23 protein-coding genes and 1 pseudogene are annotated in these 19,336 nt (G+C 43.5%); 12 read left to right on the top strand and 12 right to left on the bottom strand.

Going from position 1 to position 19,336, the window contains the following annotated elements:
• Window positions 1–105 precede the first annotated feature (105 nt).
• Complete coding sequence (locus tag DACSA_RS01680; protein ID WP_015228119.1) at window positions 106–1,065, bottom strand: orange carotenoid protein N-terminal domain-containing protein; 960 nt, start codon at window positions 1,063–1,065, stop codon at window positions 106–108.
• A 473-nt stretch (window positions 1,066–1,538) separates the two neighbouring features.
• Here DACSA_RS01680 and DACSA_RS01675 point away from each other — a divergent pair, with 473 nt between their 5' ends.
• On the top strand, window positions 1,539–3,446 hold the full coding sequence (locus tag DACSA_RS01675) for a phosphodiester glycosidase family protein (protein WP_015228118.1): 1,908 nt from the start codon (window positions 1,539–1,541) through the stop codon (window positions 3,444–3,446).
• Here the strand turns inward: DACSA_RS01675 and DACSA_RS01670 are convergent.
• Both DACSA_RS01670 and DACSA_RS01665 read right to left on the bottom strand, forming a co-directional pair.
• Complete coding sequence (locus DACSA_RS01670; protein ID WP_015228117.1) at window positions 3,360–4,037, bottom strand: YdcF family protein; 678 nt, start codon at window positions 4,035–4,037, stop codon at window positions 3,360–3,362. The genes DACSA_RS01675 and DACSA_RS01670 overlap by 87 nt on opposite strands.
• Window positions 4,038–4,040: 3 nt before the next feature.
• Entirely contained in the window at window positions 4,041–4,610 is a 570-nt protein-coding gene (locus DACSA_RS01665; protein ID WP_015228116.1) for a Uma2 family endonuclease, read from the bottom strand.
• Window positions 4,611–4,715: 105 nt separating this feature from the next.
• Here DACSA_RS01665 and DACSA_RS21880 point away from each other — a divergent pair, with 105 nt between their 5' ends.
• The 10 genes and pseudogenes from DACSA_RS21880 to DACSA_RS01615 form a co-directional block, all read left to right on the top strand.
• On the top strand, window positions 4,716–4,916 hold the full coding sequence (locus DACSA_RS21880; protein WP_041235256.1) for a hypothetical protein: 201 nt from the start codon (window positions 4,716–4,718) through the stop codon (window positions 4,914–4,916).
• Window positions 4,917–4,992: 76 nt separating this feature from the next.
• On the top strand, window positions 4,993–5,457 hold the full coding sequence (locus DACSA_RS01655; RefSeq protein WP_041235255.1) for a hypothetical protein: 465 nt from the start codon (window positions 4,993–4,995) through the stop codon (window positions 5,455–5,457).
• Between the two features lie 97 nt (window positions 5,458–5,554).
• Window positions 5,555–5,998 (top strand): hypothetical protein, encoded by a 444-nt coding sequence (locus tag DACSA_RS01650; protein ID WP_015228113.1) that lies wholly within the window; start codon window positions 5,555–5,557, stop codon window positions 5,996–5,998.
• A 97-nt stretch (window positions 5,999–6,095) separates the two neighbouring features.
• Window positions 6,096–6,665 (top strand): hypothetical protein, encoded by a 570-nt coding sequence (locus DACSA_RS01645; RefSeq protein ID WP_015228112.1) that lies wholly within the window; start codon window positions 6,096–6,098, stop codon window positions 6,663–6,665.
• Between the two features lie 43 nt (window positions 6,666–6,708).
• Window positions 6,709–7,251 carry a hypothetical protein gene (locus tag DACSA_RS01640; protein ID WP_015228111.1) on the top strand — a complete coding sequence of 181 codons (543 nt, stop codon included), beginning with the start codon at window positions 6,709–6,711 and terminating at the stop codon, window positions 7,249–7,251.
• A 97-nt stretch (window positions 7,252–7,348) separates the two neighbouring features.
• Window positions 7,349–7,834: a hypothetical protein gene (locus DACSA_RS01635; RefSeq protein WP_015228110.1), complete on the top strand. Its 486-nt coding sequence runs from the start codon at window positions 7,349–7,351 to the stop codon at window positions 7,832–7,834.
• A 97-nt stretch (window positions 7,835–7,931) separates the two neighbouring features.
• Entirely contained in the window at window positions 7,932–8,438 is a 507-nt protein-coding gene (locus tag DACSA_RS01630) for a hypothetical protein (RefSeq protein ID WP_015228109.1), read from the top strand.
• Window positions 8,439–8,538: 100 nt separating this feature from the next.
• Entirely contained in the window at window positions 8,539–8,796 is a 258-nt protein-coding gene (locus DACSA_RS01625) for a hypothetical protein (RefSeq protein ID WP_015228108.1), read from the top strand.
• Window positions 8,783–9,112 carry a type II toxin-antitoxin system HicB family antitoxin gene (locus tag DACSA_RS01620; RefSeq protein ID WP_015228107.1) on the top strand — a complete coding sequence of 110 codons (330 nt, stop codon included), beginning with the start codon at window positions 8,783–8,785 and terminating at the stop codon, window positions 9,110–9,112. The genes DACSA_RS01625 and DACSA_RS01620 overlap by 14 nt, the downstream gene beginning before the upstream one ends.
• 9 nt (window positions 9,113–9,121) lie before the next feature.
• Window positions 9,122–9,451 (top strand): annotated as a pseudogene (locus tag DACSA_RS01615) (hypothetical protein); the annotation flags it as partial.
• Window positions 9,452–9,477: 26 nt separating this feature from the next.
• Here DACSA_RS01615 and DACSA_RS01610 read toward each other — a convergent pair.
• On the bottom strand, window positions 9,478–10,068 hold the full coding sequence (locus tag DACSA_RS01610) for a Uma2 family endonuclease (RefSeq protein ID WP_015228105.1): 591 nt from the start codon (window positions 10,066–10,068) through the stop codon (window positions 9,478–9,480).
• 425 nt (window positions 10,069–10,493) lie between these two features.
• Between DACSA_RS01610 and DACSA_RS01605 the strand changes: the two genes are divergently transcribed.
• Window positions 10,494–11,084: a hypothetical protein gene (locus tag DACSA_RS01605; RefSeq protein ID WP_015228104.1), complete on the top strand. Its 591-nt coding sequence runs from the start codon at window positions 10,494–10,496 to the stop codon at window positions 11,082–11,084.
• A gap of 26 nt (window positions 11,085–11,110) precedes the next feature.
• On the opposite strand, the gene DACSA_RS01600 is transcribed toward DACSA_RS01605, so the two are convergent.
• The 8 genes from DACSA_RS01600 to DACSA_RS01570 all read right to left on the bottom strand — a co-directional run bounded on the left by DACSA_RS01600 (window position 11,111) and on the right by DACSA_RS01570 (window position 19,201).
• The gene (locus DACSA_RS01600) at window positions 11,111–11,674 is read right to left on the bottom strand and encodes a Uma2 family endonuclease (protein ID WP_015228103.1); all 564 of its coding nucleotides are present in this window, start codon (window positions 11,672–11,674) and stop codon (window positions 11,111–11,113) included.
• A 93-nt stretch (window positions 11,675–11,767) separates the two neighbouring features.
• The gene (locus DACSA_RS01595) at window positions 11,768–12,253 is read right to left on the bottom strand and encodes a YdcF family protein (RefSeq protein WP_015228102.1); all 486 of its coding nucleotides are present in this window, start codon (window positions 12,251–12,253) and stop codon (window positions 11,768–11,770) included.
• Between the two features lie 249 nt (window positions 12,254–12,502).
• A complete protein-coding gene (locus tag DACSA_RS01590; RefSeq protein WP_015228101.1) occupies window positions 12,503–13,147 on the bottom strand; it encodes a hypothetical protein in 645 nt (214 codons plus the stop codon).
• Window positions 13,148–13,200: 53 nt separating this feature from the next.
• On the bottom strand, window positions 13,201–13,839 hold the full coding sequence (locus tag DACSA_RS01585) for a Uma2 family endonuclease (protein WP_015228100.1): 639 nt from the start codon (window positions 13,837–13,839) through the stop codon (window positions 13,201–13,203).
• 86 nt (window positions 13,840–13,925) lie between these two features.
• Window positions 13,926–14,678, bottom strand: coding sequence for a Uma2 family endonuclease (locus DACSA_RS01580; RefSeq protein WP_015228099.1), 753 nt, complete (start codon window positions 14,676–14,678; stop codon window positions 13,926–13,928).
• 79 nt (window positions 14,679–14,757) lie between these two features.
• Complete coding sequence (locus DACSA_RS18695; RefSeq protein WP_083874351.1) at window positions 14,758–14,928, bottom strand: DUF29 family protein; 171 nt, start codon at window positions 14,926–14,928, stop codon at window positions 14,758–14,760.
• A gap of 214 nt (window positions 14,929–15,142) precedes the next feature.
• Window positions 15,143–17,044 carry a group II intron reverse transcriptase/maturase gene (ltrA, locus tag DACSA_RS01575; RefSeq protein ID WP_015228098.1) on the bottom strand — a complete coding sequence of 634 codons (1,902 nt, stop codon included), beginning with the start codon at window positions 17,042–17,044 and terminating at the stop codon, window positions 15,143–15,145.
• A 687-nt stretch (window positions 17,045–17,731) separates the two neighbouring features.
• Window positions 17,732–19,201, bottom strand: coding sequence for a hypothetical protein (locus DACSA_RS01570; RefSeq protein WP_015228097.1), 1,470 nt, complete (start codon window positions 19,199–19,201; stop codon window positions 17,732–17,734).
• Between the last annotated feature and the right edge of the window lie 135 nt (window positions 19,202–19,336).

Below are 19,336 nucleotides of genomic sequence, written 5' to 3'. Positions count from 1 at the left end.
TGGGATCAATTACTATTAATGATGGTTCTCGCCAAAAAAAAGAGCATTCTTCTGCAAGAAAAACGCTCCGATTCTGATTCAAAAACTATTTCAGCATTCAGCCTCTTAACGAGCAAAATTCATCAACTCTTGAGGGGAAGCTAATAAATCGATCGCAACGAAGAAGATTTTATCATTGGGATCGAGAAGGAAACGCCAGGCAATATTCATCCCTACTTTTGCACCAAACCAAGGACTTTGAACTTTTCCAGTTACCTTAACTTGAGTGTAATTATCCTCAGCCGGTTCAACTACGCCATTTTCAGGAAGCAGTTTTAAGTTTTGGCATTCTTGCTTAAAGAAGCGCATAATTGACTCTTTACCGATAATTGGACGCTGGAAGGGAGGTTGTAACGCGCCATCGGGAAGGAATAACTCAATGAGAGCATCAAAATCATTGGCATTCATATTATTCATATAAGCCAAAATCGTCGGATTGGTTACTCCTGGGATTGCGACTTCCTGTCGTTCAGATGCTTCTTGAGGGGGTTCAACTGGCTCGGTGACAGGGGTATAAGTTCCCATTTTGTTAGGATCAAAGCCCATACTAACCACAGAGTTACGCAAGACGGTAATTTGCTGACCCGATTCTAACCCTCGGATCGCTTGTAACACGGCGGAAGCGTTAGCAGAAAGCTGGTATCCTTCGGGAATTGGTGCAACGATTCCTTCTTCCATCCATTCTCCCAGTTTATACCAGAAACCGAGTTTAATGTTTGGGGACCAGGTGGCATAGGTGCGACAAATTTCCGTGTCGGCTCGGTTTACTAAATCACACATAACTTGTGATTGTTCTTGGAAACTCATTTTCCGAATTTGCTCAAGAGTTCTTTCCGCAAACTGCATACTGGCAGCCCCTGGAGCCGCAATGGTAATGGTTTTACCCATTTCCAGATAGGCAAACCAAATCAGTGCTAATTGATCTTCAGCAGTTAATTGTTCAAAACGCGCGATCGTGGCGGGAACAGCATCCGCCGCTAAGGTATTCGGAAAAATGTTGCGGGCTGAATCTATGGTAAATGGCATAACAAATAAGAACCTTTATTAGGTTAATCTAAAATTGAAAATCTTCCGTTTAACGTGAAGCATCCTGATCGCATCATAACAGTAGTTGTTACCAATCCCTGAAGATTTACATGAGTTTTAAAATTTATCTTTCTTGAGAAGGGGGAGGGGGGGATAGGGATAAGGTCAGATATTTTTTTAACATCGGCATGAGAGTAAATTGTGTTATTTTAGGGGTTCGTAATTATTGAGAATAATTAAGCATTGATCGCGCCGCAAGTGTTCAATTAAGTCGGCAATTAAAGACGGGTTTTCGGGATTATTTTCTATTTCCTGCGAAGAACGAAAATGGGTGATCAAATTAGTGATTAGGGTGCTGAGAGAAGGGAGAAAATGTAAGGAGAGATTGCGCCATAAGATGTAATCGTAGTGTTGCGCGATCGATGCGAAACTTCTTATAAACTTCTCCGATTAGCATCTTTGTGAAGCGAAAGATGATTGTAGTAGGGTTTGCCTTGCAAACCCTACTGTTTAAACAAATTCTCTCAGATATTCGCTACTCAGTGATTCCAGTAAATGAGACAATAAAACAGACTCTCGACGGATCAAACATTAACATGAGATGGAATCAGTTGTTAACTAAAATTGGACTGGGTTTAACCACAACAGTGATCTGTATTCTCTTGGCGAGGATTAGCTATGCTCAACCCACTTCTTCCGATATAACTATCTTACGCAGAGGAGAGGAAATCAGTCTTAATGGGAATAAACTTCCCGTCAGTTGGCGACAATGGCAAACGAATAATCAAACTTATCTTGGGATTACGGATGCTTCCGCTCAACAACGTCTTGGTTTAGAATTGCTTAGCAACGATCGCCCACAGATGCAACCAGTGTGGTGGTTTGGCGGTGAAAATCGTTCTGCTTATTCCCTTACCGCACAACATCTCGAAACCGATCGTTATCTAGATTTTACACCGATTTTAAGGGAGAGCAGCGAACAAATTGCTGTGTTTCAGAATCGCTTAGAAATCACCACTAATCCCGCACAAGTGCAAGAAATTCGCATCGGAAAACAGTCATGGGGAAACCGCATTGTTATCGATTTAGATCGTCCCATTCTTTGGCAACAGAAACAAGGAAGAAGGGAAGCAACCTTAACCCTTCCTGCTTTTACTCCTCCCGAAATTAGTCAACAGTTTCCCCCACCACCAGAAATCGAAGAAGCGGAAACAGATCAGCCTCTTTTGGTCGTCACATCCGAAGCAAACGAAACTCAGCTTCAGATTCAATTACCAGAGTCTCTCAAGCTGCGAGTTAGCACTTTGGCGAATCCTAACCGATTAGTGATTGATTTACGCGCAGATCACCTAAAATCTCGAGAGATTCGTTGGTCATCGGGGATTAACTGGAAACAAGATTATATTCCGTTAGGAGAAGCAGCGTTTGCGGTGACTTGGCTGGAAATTGATCCGCGTTTAACCAATTTAGATTTAATTCCGATTTGGGGGAATCTGCAGCAAATGCAAGGAATTACTACTTTAGCAAAGATGGGGCAAGAAAATCGGGCAAATCTAGGGATTAATGGTGGTTTTTTTAACCGTGATACAAAATTACCCCTCGGTGCAATTAAACGAGAGGGGGAATGGTATTCTAGCCCAATTTTAAATCGAGGCGCGATCGGGTGGGATAATCAAGGAGGAATAACAATGGATCGATTGCGCTACGAGGAAACTCTGATCACCGATGCTGGAGAAAGATTTTCTCTACAGGCTTTAAATAGCGGCTATGTGCAGTCTGGAATCGCTCGTTATACCCCTACTTGGGGATTCACTTATACTCCCCTCACCGATGAGGAAACGATCGTTGTTGTGGAAAATCAAACGGTGCAACGATTTATCACTGGAAATTTTGATCAAGATCAAACAATTACTATTCCCCGTAACGGTTATTTATTAACAATACGGGGTCAACCAGAATTATCGTCTAAATTGGCAGTGGGAATGAAGTTACAATTGCAAAATCAGACGTTTCCTCCTCGTTTGGCTGGTTATCCCCATGTTCTCGCCGCTGGTCCGTTACTGCTGAAAAATGGACAGATGGTCTTAGATGCAGCAGGAGAAAACTTTAGTCAAGCCTTTATCAATCAGAAAGCCGATCGAAGCGCGATCGCTCTCACCCGATCAGGAAAACTGCTTTTAGTGGCAATGGGTGATGGTATCGAAAGAAAAGGACCCACTCTCGCTGAAGCGACTAGGATTTTACAACGGTTGGGCGCGATCGATGCTTTAAACTTAGACGGCGGTAGTTCCACCTCACTCTATCTTGGCGGTGAAATCATCAATCGTCCGCCAGCGACTGCTGCTCGGGTTCATAACGGAATCGGCTTTTATCTGCGCTAGGAAGTAACTCCCCGTTGTCGCAGTATTGAATCTTCCCTTCAGACTGGCTCCAGTGCGCCCTGTAAATAGCCAAACGATCGAGCGACCTAAATCCCGTATTGCTCGCAAGAGCGTTTCTTCTTCTCGTTGAGAAGGGACTGGTACAGGCGTTACAATCATCCCTCGACTACCAAACACGATCGTTGCGATCATCAGAGAACGTCTCATATGATAATCGGAAGTGACGAGATAGACGTGGCGAATTTGGTTTTGTTGAAGTGGTTTGATCATTGTGGTGAAGTTAGTCACCGTATCAGTCGCTCGATCGTCGTAATGAATGCGACTCGGATCAATGTTAGTTTCCACAAATATTTTACGGGTTCCGCCATAAACCCCAGAGAGCCAAATCGAAAGGTTGGGATGTTTTTTCCCTAATTCAGCAGTCGCTCGATCGCGAGAAAAGTCTCCCCCTAACATAAAAATTGCTTGGGGTTCAGGAACTTGAATTTTGGTAATAGCGATTTGAACGGGAATTGATCCTAAAACGGTAAATAGGATCGTAACGACGATTAGAACGAGAAAGCGAAGCACTCTCCAATAGGGGCGAGACATTACTTAAATTCCCATTTTCAGCCAGCTAAATAGCTGATCCACTGTTAGTTCTAATTCGATTCCAGACAGGAGGGGGAGAGAATCATTTTCCTGTTGAAGACTAGGAGCGCGATCGCGCCAAAATACTAAAATACTGTGATCATCAGGGTCAATAAACCAACCCAACTCGCTCCCCTTTTCGATACAGTACAAAATGTTTCCAATCACCTGATTCGGTTTTTGTTCTGGAGATAGAATCTCAATCACCCAGTTAGGAGGGAGAGAAAATCGATCGGGTACTTCGCCATTATTTAGAAACGGAATATTATCCCAACGGAAGACAGCGATATCAGGGACGAGCGATCGATTCCCAAAACTACATCTAAGTTCGGGAAACGCATAAGCAATTTTTTGTTTTTTTGTCACCTGATTAATTACATGACAAGTTTCATACTGTAAACAACTGTGTCTTCCTTTCGGCATTGGCTTTTGAATAATTTCTCCTGCTATAAACTCACTGATCGCTGGTTTAGTTTCGGGACACTTCAGGAACTCTTCTAGGGTAAGGGGTTTTGATGCGGTTGTAACTGCCATAATTAATTCAAAGGAGCAAACTAACTAGGGTTTGCTGAAAAAGTTCATGTTTTTCTTGTAGTAAGGCAAAAGGCAAGAGGCAAAAGGCAAAAGGTAAAAGGCAAGATGGGGAAGATGGGGAAGATGGGGGAGATGGGGGAGATGGGGAAGATGGGGGAGAAAAATCGCTCCCTTATCTCCCTTGTCTCCCTTGTCTCCCTTGTCTCCCATTGCTCCCTTGCTTCGAGCGTGGCAAAAATTTTTGAATCAATGAACACTGATATTAGCGATGATTATCATTTTGCTATCCCCTTAAAATTAGCATAACGCCGCTAAGACTTGGCTTTCTTTTTCAGCAAGGGAATGGGACAATGAAGCCGAACTTAGTAGATACTCTGCTAGAATTGAGTCACCCCAAAGAAAAATTTGGTTAAACTTTCTCTCGCTATTACCCAGTACCCTTTTAAGCGTACTAACCATTGCCGTCGCGTTTCTGAGGTTTTATGACCAACAAGATTTCACCTTCCTCGCAACAATTGAGCAACCCAGAGAGGCGAGTAACCAACTCACCGTGGCAGCCCTCGTGGTGGCGTTGGTTGCTTTCGGCGTTGAGTGGGACCGTCGAAATCGAGAAACAGCACGCCAAGAGGCAGAAACAGCACGAGCAGATAATGAAAGAATTGAGAGAAGACAGCGAGAAATACAGCGCGATCGCGCAGCAGACGAGGAAAGAGAACGAGCGGCTCGCCGTGCTCGAATCCAAAATCGAGGAGCTATTCTACAAATACGGTATCAAATCGAACCCAACGAAGCCAACGGACAAGCCTTAAGGAATTTTTTGGCTTTCTTGCAGGAATATGGGGAGTGATTCTAACTGAGAGCTTTGTGTCCCATCAAGTTCAAACCTTTCCTTTTAAGCAAGGGAATGGGACAATAAAGCCGAACTTAGTAGATACTCTGCTAGAATGGAGCTACCCCAAAGAAAAATTTGGTTAAATTTTCTCTCGCTATTACCCAGTACCCTTTTAAGTGTACTAACCATTGCTGTCGCGTTTCTGAGGTTTTATGACCAAGAAGACTTCACCTTCCTCGCAATCATCGAACAACCCCGAGAGGCGAGCAACCGACTCACCGTGGCAGCCCTCGTGGTGGCGCTGGTTGCTTTCGGCGTTGAGTGGGACCGTCGAAATCGAGAAACAGCACGCCAAGAGGCAGAAACAGCACGAGCAGAGAATGAAAGAGCTGAGGAAAGAGAACGAGCAGCTGAAGAAAGAGAACGAGCGGCTCGCCGTGCTCGAATCCAAAATCGAGGAACTATTCTACAAATACGGTATCAAATCGAACCCAACGAAGCCAACGGACAAGCCTTAAGGGATTTTTTGGCTTTTTTGCAGGAATATGGGGAGTAATTCTAACTGAGAGCTTTGTGTCCCATCGAGTTCAAGCCTTTCTTTTTCAGCAAGGGAATGGGACAATGAAGCCGAACTTAGTAGAAAGTCTGCTAAAATGGAGTCACCCCAAAGAAAAATTTGGTTAAATTTTCTCTCGCTATTACCTAGTACCCTTTTAAGTGTACTAACCATTGCCGTCGCGTTTCTGAGGTTTTATGACCAACAAGATTTCACCTTCCTCGCAACAATTGAGCAACCCAGAGTCTGGAGTAACCGACTCACCTTGGCAGCCCTCGTGGTGGCGTTGGTTACTTTCGGCGTTGAGTGGGACCGTCGAAATCGAGAAACAGCACGCACAGAGAATGAAAGAGTTGAGAGAAGACAGCGAGAAATACAGCGCGATCGCGCAGCAGCTGAGGAAAGAGAACGAGCAAATCGAGAGCGAAACCGAGCAGCTGAGGAAAGAGAACGAGCAAATCAAGAGCGAAACCGAGCAGCTGAGGAAAGAGAACGAGCAAATCGAGAGCGAAACCGAGCAGCTGAGGAAAGAGAACGAGCGGCTCGCCGTGCTCGAATCCAAAATCGAGGAGCTATTCTACAAATACGGTATCAAATCGAACCCAACGAAGCCAACGGACAAGCCTTAAGGAATTTTTTGGCTTTTTTGCAGGAATATGGGGATTAGGAATCAAGGTAAAATAAGACCTGATTCGCTCTAATCATTTACAATGAAAACATCATCTCCATGGCAGAATTTCCTTGCCCTTTTACCAGGAACGCTTTTAACTCTTCTGACTATTACTGTCGCTTTTCTACGTTTTTATGATGAACAAGATTTCACAATCCTCGGACAAATTAGAGAACCAAGACTCTGGAGCAACCGACTCACTGTGGCGGCCCTCTTGGTGGCAGTGGTTAATTTCAGCGTTGAGTGGAACCGTCGAAACCGAGAAACAAATCGCTTGGCTGAAGATGACCAGAGAAGAGGCGATGAGGAGAGAAGAAGACGCGAAGAAGCAACACGAACAGAGAATGAAAGAGTTGAGAGAAGACAGGGAGAAATACAGCGCGATCGCGCAGCAGCTGAGGAAAGAGAACGAGCAAATCGAGAGCGAAACCGAGCAGCTGAGGAAAGAGAACGAGCGGCTCGCCGTACTCGAATCCAAAATCGAGGAACTATTTTACAAATACGGTATCAAGTCGAACCCAACGAAGCCAACGGACAAGCCTTAAGGAATTTTTTGGCTTTTTTGGAGGAATATGGGGAGTGATTCTAACTGAGAGCTTTGTGTCCCATTGAGTTCAAGCCTTTCTTTTTCAGCAAGGAAATGGGACAATGAAGCCGAACTTAGTAGAAAGTCTGCTAGCATGGAGTCACCCCAAAGAAAAATTTGGTTAAATTTTCTCTCGCTATTACCCAGTACCCTTTTAAGTGTACTAACCATTGCTGTCGCGTTTCTGAGGTTTTATGACCAACAAGATTTCACCTTCCTCGCAACAATTGAGCAACCCAGAGTCTGGAGTAACCGACTCACCTTGGCAGCCCTCGTGGTGGCGTTGGTTACTTTCGGCGTTGAGTGGGACCGTCGAAATCGAGAAACAGCACGCACAGAGAATGAAAGAGTTGAGAGAAGACAGCGAGAAATACAGCGCGATCGCGCAGCAGCTGAGGAAAGAGAACGAGCAAATCGAGAGCGAAACCGAGCAGCTGAAGAAAGAGAACGATCGGCTCGCCGTACTCGAATCCAAAATCAAGGAACTGTTCTACAAATACGGTATCAACTCGAACCCAACGAAGCCAACGGACAAGCCTTAAGGGATTTTTTGGCTTTTTTACAGGAATCTGGGGAGTGATTCTAACTGAGAGCTTTGTGTCCCATCAAGTTCAAGCCTTCTCTTTTCAGCAAGGGAATGGGACAATGAAGCCGAACTTAGTAGAAAGTCTGCTAAAATGGAGTCACCCCAAAGAAAAATTTGGTTAAATTTTCTCTCGCTATTACCCAGTACCCTTTTAAGTGTACTAACCATTGCTGTCGCGTTTCTGAGGTTTTATGACCAACAAGACTTCACCTTCCTCGCAACAATTGAACAACCCCGAGAGGCGAGTAACCGACTCACTGTGGCAGCCTTCGTGGTGGCGCTGGTTGCTTTCGGCGTTGAGTGGGACCGTCGAAATCGAGAAACAGCACGCGAAGCAGAATCAGAAAGAAGAAGAAGCGCAGAAGCAGCACGAACAGAGAATGAAAGAGTTGAGAGAAGACAGCGAGAAATACAGCGCGATCGCGCAGCAGACGAGGAAAGAGAACGAGCAGCTGAGGAAAGAGAACGATCGGCTCGCCGTACTCGAATCCAAAATCAAGGAACTATTTTACAAATACGGTATCAAGTCGAACCCAACGAAGCCAACGGACAAGCCTTAAGAGATTTCTTGGCTTTCTTGCAGGAATATGGGGAGTAAAACAGTTGTCAGCCGTTAGTTCTAATTCTATCTCTGCTAAGACAGAAGGCACGTTTTCGTTGACTAGTATTATTAATGATACTATAATAAAATTAGTCGAATGCCTAGTGTAAAAAAAATACTCGAAAAGATAGAAAGAAATCCAAAAAATGTCAAGTTTCACGAGCTAGCTAAAGTTTGCGAGCATTATTTTGGTCTTCCTAGGCAAAGAGGGAGCCATCTTATCTATCAAACACCTTGGCCTGGAGACCCTCGGGTTAACATCCAAAACAAAAATGGGATGGCTAAACCCTATCAGGTTAGGAAAGCTCTAGAAGCTATAAAGAAAAAGGAGGAAATGGATGATGATAGACCCTAAAAACTATACCTATAGAATAACTTGGTCGCCAGAAGATGAGGAATTTGTAGGTCTTTGCGCTGAGTTTCCAAGCCTTTCATGCTTGGATGAAAACCAGGTAGATGCTCTAAAAGGAATCTCTGAATTAGTGGCAGATGTAGTATCAGATATGGAAGCAAAGGGAGAAACCCCTCCGGAGCCTATAGCCAATGGAGAATACAGTGGAAAATTTCAAGTTCGTGCAACTCCACAGTTACATCGTCAGCTTGTAATTGAAGCTGCTGAGCAGAATGTAAGCCTAAATCGCCATATAAACACTAAATTAGCTCGTGCTTGATACCTTCAGAGGTTTTATGACCAACAAGACTTCACCTTCCTCGCAACAATTGAGCAACCCCGAATCTGGAGTAACCGACTCACCGTGGCAGCCCTCGTGGTGGCGTTGGTTGCTTTCGGCGTTGAGTGGGACCGTCGAAATCGAGAAACAGCACGCCAAGAGACAGAAACAGCACGAGCAGAGAATGAAAGAGCTGAGGAAAGAGAACGAGCGGCTCGCCGTGCTCGAATCCAAAATCGAGGAACTATTTTACAAATACGGTATCAAGTCGAACCCAACGAAGCCAACGGACAAGCCTTAAGGGATTTTTTGGCTTTTTTACAGGAATATGGGGAGTAAAACAGTTTTTAGGGGTAATTTTCGGCTTAATTTCCCATTTTGATGTAGCTAAAGAGTTGATCAGCCGTTAGTTCTAATTTTATTTCTGCTAAGACAGCAAGCACGTCGTTTTCTTGTCGCAGGGAAGGAGCGCGATGTCGCGAAGCGACCGCTCTTCGAGCATCGCGCCAGAATACCAAAACACTTTGATCATCGGGATCAATTAACCAGCCCAATTCGCTGCCATTTTCAATGCAGTACAAAATATTACCAATCACTTGATTCGGTTTTTGTTCTGGAGATAGAATTTCAATTACCCAGTTGGGAGGGAAAGAAAATCGATCTGGAACTTGTCCATCGGAGAGGAAGGGAATGTTTTGCCATCGGAAGACAGCGATATCGGGAACAATGGAACGATTGGCAAAAGTGCATCTCAGTTCAGGAAAAGCGTAGGCAATTTTTTGATTTTTTGTTGCTTGATTGATAACATTGCAAACTTCATACTGTAAACAGCTATGTCTTCCTTTCGAGCCTGGTTTTTGAATGATTTTCCCGGCGAGGAATTCGCTGGCGGGTTTAGTTTCGGGAAGTTGCAGGAATTCTTCCAGTGTCAGGGATTTAGAAGTAGCAGCAGTCATAGAGAGGATTAGGTTAGGCTTCTATATCTACTATTTTAGGGTTCGCTCTCAACAGTTTTGAGGATGGTTTAAGAAGAAGAGATTAATCCTTGTTGGCGCATGAGTTCAATTTCTTGCTGTAACCCGACTTCTAGGGAACGAGGAGAAAAACCAAACTCTTTTTTAGCGCGATCGCGCAGCAGACGAGGAAAGAGAACGAGCGGCTCGCCGTACTCGAATCCAAAATCGAGGAACTGTTCTACAAATACGGTATCAACTCGAACCCAACGAAGCCAACCGACAAGCCTTAAGGGATTTTTTGGCTTTTTTACAGGAATCTGGGGAGTAATTCTAACTGAGAGCTTTGTGTCCCATCGAGTTCAAACCTTTCCTTTTCAGCAAGGGAATGGGACAATGAAGCCGAACTTAGTAGAAAGTCTGCTAAAATGGAGTCACCCCAAAGAAAAATTTGGTTAAACTTTCTCTCGCTTTTCCCCAATACCCTTTTAAGTGTACTAACCATTGCCGTCGCGTTTCTGAGGTTTTATGACCAAGAAGACTTCACCTTCCTCGCAACAATTGAGCAACCCCGAGTCTGGAGTAACCGACTCACCGTGGCAGCCCTCGTGGTGGCGCTGGTTGCTTTCGGCGTTGAGTGGGACCGTCGAAATCGAGAAACAGCACGCGAAGCAGAATCAGAAAGAAGAAGAAGCGCAGAAGCAGCACGAACAGAGAATGAAAGAGTTGAGAGAAGACAGCGAGAAATACAGCGCGATCGCGCAGCAGACGAGGAAAGAGACCGAGCAGCTGAGGAAAGAGAACGAGCAAATCAAGAGCGAAACCGAGCAGCTGAGGAAAGAGAACGAGCAAATCGAGAGCGAAACCGAGCAACTGAGGAAAGAGAACGAGCGGCTCGCCGTGCTCGAATCCAAAATCGAGGAACTATTTTACAAATACGGTATCAACTCGAACCCAACGAAGCCAACGGACAAGCCTTAAGGGATTTTTTGGCTTTTTTACAGGAATATGGGGAGTAAAACAGTTGTTAGCGGTAATTTTCGGATTAATTTCCCATTTTTAGCCAGCTAAAGAGTTGATTAGCCGTTAGTTCTAATTCTATCTCTGCTAAGACGGGAAGCACGTCGTTTTCTTGTCGCAGGGAAGGAGCGCGATCGCGCCAGAATACTAAAATACTTTGATCATCAGGATCAATTAACCAGCCTAATTCGCTGCCATTTTCAATGCAGTACAAAATATTACCAATCACTTGATTCGGTTTTTGTTCTGGAGATAGAATTTCAATTACCCAGTTGGGAGGGAAAGAAAATCGATCTGGCACTTCACCATTATCAAGGAACGGAATATTATCCCAACGGAAGACAGCGATATCGGGAACAATTGATCGATTCCCAAAACTGCACCTGAGTTCGGGAAAAGCATAAGCAATTTTTTGCTCCTCAGTAACCCGATTAATTTCATTACTAAGTTTTCCTTGTATTCGACTATGTCTTCCTTTCGGCATCGGTTTTTGAATGATTTTGCCGGCGAGGAATTCGCTGGCGGGTTTGGTTTCGGGAAGTTGCAGGAATTCTTCCAGTGTCAGGGATTTAGAAGTAGCAGCAGTCATAGAGAGGATTAGGTTAGGCTTCTATATCTACTATTTTAGGGTTCGCTCTCAACAGTTTTGTGAGTAAAAGATTTCTCTTGCTGGAATAACTTCCTAATCTTGGGAGAGTCCCTCTATGGCTCGGTCAAGCCTTTTATTAGGTAACCAAGATAGGCTGGGATTCAAACTTGCGCCAGTGCGCTTTGTGAATACCCAAAGTAGGGAGCGAACGACATCACGGGCGATTCGGGTGTTTTTTTCTGCTTCTCGTTTTGAGGGGACTGCCACTGGCGTAACAATAATGCCTCGACTTCCAAAAACGACTGTCGCGATCGCGCGGGAACGTCTCATATGAAAGTCAGAGGTAATGAGATAAACATGATCGAGATTATTGTCTTGAAAAGGTTCGATTATAGTGGTGAAATTAGTAACCGTATCGGTGGCGCGATCGTCGTAATGGATGCGAGTGGGATTAATCGCGGCATTAGCAAAGATTTCAGGAGCTTTACGAGAGCCTACGGAAATCCAAATCGGGAGTGAGGGGTGTTTTTGAGCAAATTCTGCGGTGAAACGTTCGCGATCGCGTCCCCCTCCAAGCATAAAAATTGCTTCTGGCTGAGGCGTGTGAAGTTTAGTGAGGGCAATACGGAGAGGAATGGAAGCAATAATGGTGAGGATGATTGCAACGCCCGTAATTAGGAACAGGCGAAGAATTTTATGGGGCTTCTGAGGCTAATAACAGTGTTGGGCATTAGGACGGTATTGTGAGAGTAAGGCGGTGGCTGTCATGGCTTAGTTTTCTCTTGTATTTTTTGCGATTGGATTTGATGATAGGCTGTGGTGAAAAGGCTAGAGAGTGTGATTCTCGTTACTACGAACTACTGCTGTTAATTTTCTTAAAATTCGCAATACTTCATATAAATCTCCAATGTTGCGAGTCCCGAAGAGTCGAGAGGTTGTATATTGAGGGGTTTCTGTTTTAAGTAATTTAACAAACAAAAAACTTCCTCCTGTTGTCACCATCCCATAAGTGGGCTGTTCTGGATTGGGATTCGCTAACATATAGACCAAGAGTTGTGCTAATCCCTCTTCTGTAGAAAACGCGAATTTTTTAGATTCAATCACCATTAACCAAAGTTGTTCTTGGAGGACTAAACTATCAATGCGTCCTCGCACTACAACATCTTGATCTTCAAGCGCAATATCAATGGGTTGTTCTGATCTAATATAAAATGGAGAAAGGAAGAAACCACCAATAAAAAGAATTGGGTCTAAAATTGCCATTTTTACCACCCCTTCTAGTAGAGGAGGGTGTTCCAATAAGTTAAAATAACCTTCCCTTACTTGGTCAAGATATTGCTTCTGTGAGTCAGTGATTTCTGGTAAATTTTCTTGCCATTCCCGGAAGAAATTTTCATCTCGATTAAAGCGAATGCCAAAATGATCGATCACATAGCGCATATCGATATTTTGAGCTTGAACCGTTTGTACCATGTTTGATTTCTTTTAATTTACATTATCACTCTGAAAAAGGCGATTCAGATATTTTATGACTCTGGTTCAATGTCTAAAGCCCGTAATTGAGCCGCTAGACGTTCAGCCCGTTGGTGTTCCTGTTGAGCTTGTTGTTCTAATTCTAGGGAGGTAAGAAACTTCTCACCATCCGGGCGATAAATTTCCAAGGTTTCAGCCGTTAGGAGAAAGCGAATGCCTAATCTGAGACTTGTCCAGTTTTCTATGTCTTCAATGACCGTCAACCCCTCTGCTGTGCGATAGAGACCATGCAAGTCATTGTGTTCTGGATGATAAATATAATATTCTTCGACTCCGTAGCGGTCATAAAATTGCAGTTTTTTGGTCATTTCCTTGAGGCGGTTGCTAGGGGAGAGTATTTCAAATACCACTTGCGGTGCGATTTGGTCTTCTTCCCACTGTCGATAAGACCCGCGATCGCCTTTTGGTCTTCCCAAGACGACCATGACATCGGGGGCGACCCGAATTTCTGGATGGTCTTCGATGGGATACCAGAGTAAGTCCCCGGCGACAAACACTTGAGGATCGTGGGCAAATAATCGCTCTAAGTTTTCTTTAATGAGAACAATCCAGTGAAATTGCTGGGTATTATCTGCGATCGGTTGGCCATCACTATCGGGATAAATCGTTTCGCTTTCGAGGGAGATGGTCATGATTCGGTTGTGGGTGAATTGGCAAGGTTCACGTCGATTGTAACAAGCTCAAAGGGCGTATCGATTGGAGCGTTTTTTGGTTTGAACTACCAAATTTTTGCCAGTTGCAAAACAAACCCAGGTAAAAGGGGGTCTCCTTGGAGTGTTTCAGGAGATTGCCAGCATTCTACTGGGGTTTGGGGACGATAGATATAAACTCGGCGATTTTTGCGATCAATTAACCAACCTAAAGCTGCACCATTTTGGATATATTCTTCCATTTTTTCCTGTAAAGGTTGAAGATTATCGCTCGGCGATCGCAATTCCACGACAAAATCAGGACATAACGGGGCAAATCTCTGCCGTTGTTGGGGCGGTATGGCTTGCCATTTCTCTAGTTTGACCCAAGACGCATCGGGCGATCGCTCTGCCCCATTGGGAAGTTTAAACCCGGCAGAAGAATCGAAGTCGATTCCTGTCCCGTCTTCATCAGACCAGTTTCCCAATTGTTGGGTTAATTTAGCGTTATGATGTCCTGTTTCGCTGCCCGTCGGAGACATCACTAATAATTCTCCTTGGGCATTTCGTTCAATGCGATAGTTGGGGTTAATTTGACAGAATTGAAAAAATTGTTCTTCTGTCATGTCTAGGGCTGGATGAGTTTGGAGAATTAATACTGTCATGTTCAACCCAAAATGATTAGTGGTTCTTCTGGCTGTTCCTGAACTCAGGGCTGCGGCGTAAGAACTGCCAACGGTTTGGCAAAATTCTGCTTCAAAGGCATTGACATGCGGCCCCACAGGCGCGATCCAGTTGGTTTCAAATGCTTCCTGAACAAATTTAAGTTCTAATTTTCCCATGTGAGGATAAGCTTTTAAAAACGCGATTGAGCTTCGCTCAGCGCCAGAGGCGATCGCGCCTCAATAAAGGGTAAATCGTTTATTCAGGGAAAAATTCTTGACTTAAAATTTCTTCTATTGTCAAGGGAGAAGACGAAGGAAATGCTGTTTTGGGAAGCCCTGTTTCTTGACAAGCATCTCGTAACGCTTTGGGGTAAATTATTGCTAGTGCTTCTGTTAATTCTCGTCGTAAGCTAGGAGTGAGTGGCATAACGGAACAAAACGGTAGAAACCGTAAGAGTTCGTTTGTCCTATAACCTTACTTAAAAAAGCAAGGCTCTTTTCGGTTTGAGTGAGTTGAAGTACAAACAAATGGTGGGCACTCTCCTTCAAATCTATCTGTTAACCTAAGCCAAGAGGTCGCCCTCTTGACTCGGCTTCAGAACGGCACGTGAAACTTTCGCTTCATACCGCTCCTCTCCAAACTACGCTGTACTAACAGAACTTCCCTGTCTAGTTTCCGATTTACGACCTTTCTTTGTTTTCTTCTGGGCTTTCTTTCGCCCCTTATTATCCATTTGTCGTTGTCGGTCTTCAGCAGTTTTCTGATGGTGACAATGACGATGAAGTAACTGCAAATTCTTGTAATGGTCTTTGCCCCCTTCAGCTTTAGGGACGATGTGGTCAACCTCCACTACATCTTCATCCTTAACGTAAAGTCCACAACGAGCGCATTTTCCTTTCTGTTGCTTCATCAGTGTAGCAACCCGTTTCGGTGTGCCAGGGTATTCACCCCGACGTTTACTCCAATACCGCCAATCTCCATCATAAGGAGACCTCGTACCCTCGATTTTTATATGTCTTTCAATTGGTGTCCATACGTGCTTGCGTAATTCATGCTTGCCCGCAACAGGAGAATTTGGTATATCAGGTGGAGTAGAAAAGACCCATTTAGCATTTCTATCTTCTCCGTCTAGGTTTTTCTCCTTAGTCAAATGAAAGTATCTACCTTCACACCATTTTAGAGTTTGGTTGGGATGACGGCTCTTTATCCAGCGACGTAGTTTGTTATAGACTAAGTTGTCTATGTGTGAAAATGTTTCTTTTGAGCAGATTGTTTTGTGGTAGTTGCACCAGCCGATGATAATCGGGTTTAGCCTTCCAATGATTGCTTCTTGAGACTTACCTTTCATTGAATCTAGCACTTCAACAATCTTTTCATAATGTGTCTTTATACTTTTGTCGCTAGGTTTGATAATTGTTTTGAATCCGAGTAACTCGCCATTCGTACTTTTTCCCGTATGGTTCTTCCCGACTCTATATTGTCGGACGTTCCATCCTAAAAAGTCAAACCCTGCCTTTGTTTCTTCTGTATCATACAAGGTGTGGCAAATTCTCGTCTTGCTCTCGCTTAATTCCAAGCCTAAGCCATGTAACCACTGTTCAATCAGCTTTCTCGCTTGTTGGATGACAGATTTATCCTTGTGAAGAACAACGAAATCATCTGCATACCTGATTAAGGAAATACTCCAACGGTTATCCCGTTTACCTCCCTTCCAAGTTTCAGCCCATTGTTTTATGTACTCTTCAAGTCCGTGCAGGGCTATGTTTGCCAAAAGTGGACTAATTACCCCTCCTTGTGGTGTCCCTTCCTCTGTAGGCATCCAATCACCTCTATCCAAGACCCCCGATTTCAACCAAGCTCGAATCTGTCGGGCAATAGTCGGGGTTGTATTTAATTTTTGTAAGAGAACATTGTGATTTATACGGTCGAAGCATTTACTAATATCCGCATCAAGAACCCATTTGGCTTTTTGTTTAACGGTTAAATAGATTGCTCGTTCCGCGTCATGGCAAGAGCGTCCTGGTCTGAATCCGTACGAGTTAGGCTCAAATTTTGCCTCCCATTCAGGCTCTAAAGCCAACTTAAGGAGAGCCTGCCTCGCACGGTCTTCCATTACTGGAATACCCAAGCCACGTTTTTCTTTGCGACCTGGTTTCGGAATCCAGACCCGTCTTAAGGATTTACCTTTCCCTGTAAGGGTTAGGCTTTCAGCAAGGCTCAACCTTTGTTTAGGACTTAGGCTTTTAATACCATCCACCCCTGCGGTATTTTTACCCTGGTTATCCTGCGAAATACGCCTTACTGCTAGGAGTTTGGCGCACCAAGACCTCAACAATAATCTTTGGAGTTTGTGAACTTTAGCCACGTCACCACTTAGAGAAGCTCGATAAATCCGCTTTTGGAGCTTAAACACCCGTATTTCAACCTCCTTCCAGTCAATCTGACTCCACTCTGTCTCTGCCATGAGATTAAACCCAAAGCCTAACCAGAGCATTAAGAAGGTCTTTGTCCGAGCATCACATTTATACCTGATTTGGTTCATAACATTACTCTACTTTCGCGTATTATCTTCGTAATCTAAAGTGGATACGTCTGCTTATCCTTCTCGTTAAAGAAGGCGTTTGCTTCTTATCCAATCCTGCCCTCGCTCTACCCGACTAATGAGTCAGAGATTGCGTCCCGACAGACTACTTGAGAAATCGACCTATCCCAAGAGTATGAACGAGGGTTACTTCGTTCCTGAATTCCATTGTTTGAGACCTTAGCCCCCTATTATCCACCGAACAAATTGAAGGTGTGATACAAGCTGGTTTAAACTTATATCCTTTTGTCTTGAGCTTATTTCGCTCCCTGCGAGCAGCCTTTACGCAGGTTGCCAATCACGATGGTTCAGACATAGGTTCGTTAACTAGACATAGCCTCTTGCTAGGGATTTACCAGTTTAGGCTTCCAGCAGTGACCCCATTTAACCCTGCTTCATCCTCAAGTAGTCAACTCTATAGATGAGGGTTACGCTGTCCTCTCACACCCTGAGAGGGATGGATTTGAATTAACGAGTTATACTCTACCTATTTCTTAGCTGTTGCTCCACAGGTTCTCACCAACATGGAAATCAAGTTGTCAAGGTTTTGTACCCCGAAGGGTTCTAACCATGCTCCTGTTTATACCTCGGAATTCGTGGGAACTCCTGCGATTTCACAGGAAACGAATCGCACAAACCTCTCGGCGGTCACTCTAACGCCATTGCCTTTTCAAGTGTTATTCCTTTAAGATGTTTACTGTTGAACCAACCGAAGTTGATTGCATCTTTTAAGTAGTAACCCCTTTCTCTTAAAAAGGATACTGTTCGCTTAATCAAAACCTTTCTAACTTCAATAGATTTCAAATACCTTGGAATCTTAGCATCAGTCAGTCTAGCCTCGATGTTTCGAGCAGCATTACCGTCTGCGCTTAACACCTCCCCATCAAAGGTGAAGAATTGATCCCCTTTACGAGTTCCTAATAGAACCCCGTAACGAGAATCAACCTGCGAGGTGTACGCAGCATTCACTACTGAAACCTGACAATTCCGTCGAGTTGCTATCTCATCAAGAGATTTCTGTAGAGTTCCTTTACACCACTCTGCTAGATTACGATTCACTTTTTTGCTTTGCTTTTTATTCTTAACTACAAAACTTAAGTCTTCAGTAATCGCATGATTATAGTGATCAAAGAACTTATTAATCCCTGCACGAATCTTGGTGTTTAACGTTTCCTTCTTTCTTTTTTCTCTTCTATTGTGACGTTTTTTAGTAAGGTTAGAACGAAAGATTTTATCATTACCCTTTTTCTTTGCTATCTGATATAACTTGTTTCTAGATTTACCTCTTTGATGTCTTTTGGATACAGACGTTTGCATTACCTTACCAATCCCTTCACCGTAAGTGAGGCAATTGCTATCTGTAAAGGCTTCCGTGTAACCCTTATCAAGCCCACAACTTCCCTTTTTAACACTAGACTCTTTGTCTAGCACTTTCGGATAATGTAATCTAACTTCATTATTAAAGTCATCAAAAATGATTTGAAATAATCCTTTAGGAGTGGTTCTCCCTACCTTAAAGAATAAAGAAAGCTGTTCATACTTTCTTGATTTAATTTTCTCTCCTTGAGTGGTTACCTTAACTAGATTTCTGCTTATTCTTTTTATAGTCGCCCCATTATCAACTCCTATACAAATCTGATTATTAACATAAGTATGACCTCTATGATAAGCATCTCTCATCCATCTATGGATTAATGGATAATCCATCCACTCTAAAGTATCTAGGCTTTCTAATAATTCTTTCCTAAAAGAAGTATCTTCAAGCTCTTTACCGTGAAAATCTTTTTCAGGTCTAAATTTTCGATATATCTTTTTAATTACTATAGATTTAGCTGCTTCTTGAGAAGCATGAATATCATCTATAACCCTTTCAAAGGTCTTTTGCCATTGTTTTTGAGAGATTTTATAAAATGAGGGTGGATTAGTTTCTTGAAAGGCTTTATAGAGTTTCTGATGGGAGATTCCCCATGCTTGAAGACTACCGTACTTGTTCCAAATATCAGATCGAAGTCTCCCTGCTCTTCTAGCCATTTCACGAGCTTTGACTGTATCGCCTCCTACACAATAACCAACTTGGGTTACTGTGTATTGATTTTTTGCAGTTTTTTTCCTCGCCATAGCTAAGATGTTTCATTTCTATCTGTCTAGATTACTCCGATTTCTTTAAATTATCAACCTCTTGTTTAATCTTTTTCTTATAACTTCTCAGAAAATAGAGTCTGCTTGAAAAACAGTGCATAATAGCCATAAAAT

Origin of the sequence: Dactylococcopsis salina PCC 8305, assembly GCF_000317615.1 — a bacterium.
GTDB classification, from domain to species: domain Bacteria; phylum Cyanobacteriota; class Cyanobacteriia; order Cyanobacteriales; family Rubidibacteraceae; genus Halothece; species Halothece salina.
Note: the sequence above shows the minus strand (reverse complement) of the source record. Positions and strands in the feature narration are given on the sequence as shown.

Coding starts and splice junctions, on each gene's coding strand:
- DACSA_RS01680 (WP_015228119.1), bottom strand. CDS start 1,065: ATGCCATTTACCATAGATTCAGCCCGCAACATTTTTCCGAATACCTTA.
- DACSA_RS01675 (WP_015228118.1), top strand. CDS start 1,539: ATGATTGTAGTAGGGTTTGCCTTGCAAACCCTACTGTTTAAACAAATT.
- DACSA_RS01670 (WP_015228117.1), bottom strand. CDS start 4,037: ATGTCTCGCCCCTATTGGAGAGTGCTTCGCTTTCTCGTTCTAATCGTC.
- DACSA_RS01665 (WP_015228116.1), bottom strand. CDS start 4,610: ATGGCAGTTACAACCGCATCAAAACCCCTTACCCTAGAAGAGTTCCTG.
- DACSA_RS21880 (WP_041235256.1), top strand. CDS start 4,716: ATGGGGAAGATGGGGAAGATGGGGGAGATGGGGGAGATGGGGAAGATG.
- DACSA_RS01650 (WP_015228113.1), top strand. CDS start 5,555: ATGGAGCTACCCCAAAGAAAAATTTGGTTAAATTTTCTCTCGCTATTA.
- DACSA_RS01645 (WP_015228112.1), top strand. CDS start 6,096: ATGGAGTCACCCCAAAGAAAAATTTGGTTAAATTTTCTCTCGCTATTA.
- DACSA_RS01640 (WP_015228111.1), top strand. CDS start 6,709: ATGAAAACATCATCTCCATGGCAGAATTTCCTTGCCCTTTTACCAGGA.
- DACSA_RS01635 (WP_015228110.1), top strand. CDS start 7,349: ATGGAGTCACCCCAAAGAAAAATTTGGTTAAATTTTCTCTCGCTATTA.
- DACSA_RS01630 (WP_015228109.1), top strand. CDS start 7,932: ATGGAGTCACCCCAAAGAAAAATTTGGTTAAATTTTCTCTCGCTATTA.
- DACSA_RS01625 (WP_015228108.1), top strand. CDS start 8,539: ATGCCTAGTGTAAAAAAAATACTCGAAAAGATAGAAAGAAATCCAAAA.
- DACSA_RS01620 (WP_015228107.1), top strand. CDS start 8,783: ATGATAGACCCTAAAAACTATACCTATAGAATAACTTGGTCGCCAGAA.
- DACSA_RS01610 (WP_015228105.1), bottom strand. CDS start 10,068: ATGACTGCTGCTACTTCTAAATCCCTGACACTGGAAGAATTCCTGCAA.
- DACSA_RS01605 (WP_015228104.1), top strand. CDS start 10,494: ATGGAGTCACCCCAAAGAAAAATTTGGTTAAACTTTCTCTCGCTTTTC.
- DACSA_RS01600 (WP_015228103.1), bottom strand. CDS start 11,674: ATGACTGCTGCTACTTCTAAATCCCTGACACTGGAAGAATTCCTGCAA.
- DACSA_RS01595 (WP_015228102.1), bottom strand. CDS start 12,253: ATGCTTGGAGGGGGACGCGATCGCGAACGTTTCACCGCAGAATTTGCT.
- DACSA_RS01590 (WP_015228101.1), bottom strand. CDS start 13,147: ATGGTACAAACGGTTCAAGCTCAAAATATCGATATGCGCTATGTGATC.
- DACSA_RS01585 (WP_015228100.1), bottom strand. CDS start 13,839: ATGACCATCTCCCTCGAAAGCGAAACGATTTATCCCGATAGTGATGGC.
- DACSA_RS01580 (WP_015228099.1), bottom strand. CDS start 14,678: ATGGGAAAATTAGAACTTAAATTTGTTCAGGAAGCATTTGAAACCAAC.
- DACSA_RS18695 (WP_083874351.1), bottom strand. CDS start 14,928: ATGCCACTCACTCCTAGCTTACGACGAGAATTAACAGAAGCACTAGCA.
- ltrA (WP_015228098.1), bottom strand. CDS start 17,044: ATGAACCAAATCAGGTATAAATGTGATGCTCGGACAAAGACCTTCTTA.
- DACSA_RS01570 (WP_015228097.1), bottom strand. CDS start 19,201: ATGGCGAGGAAAAAAACTGCAAAAAATCAATACACAGTAACCCAAGTT.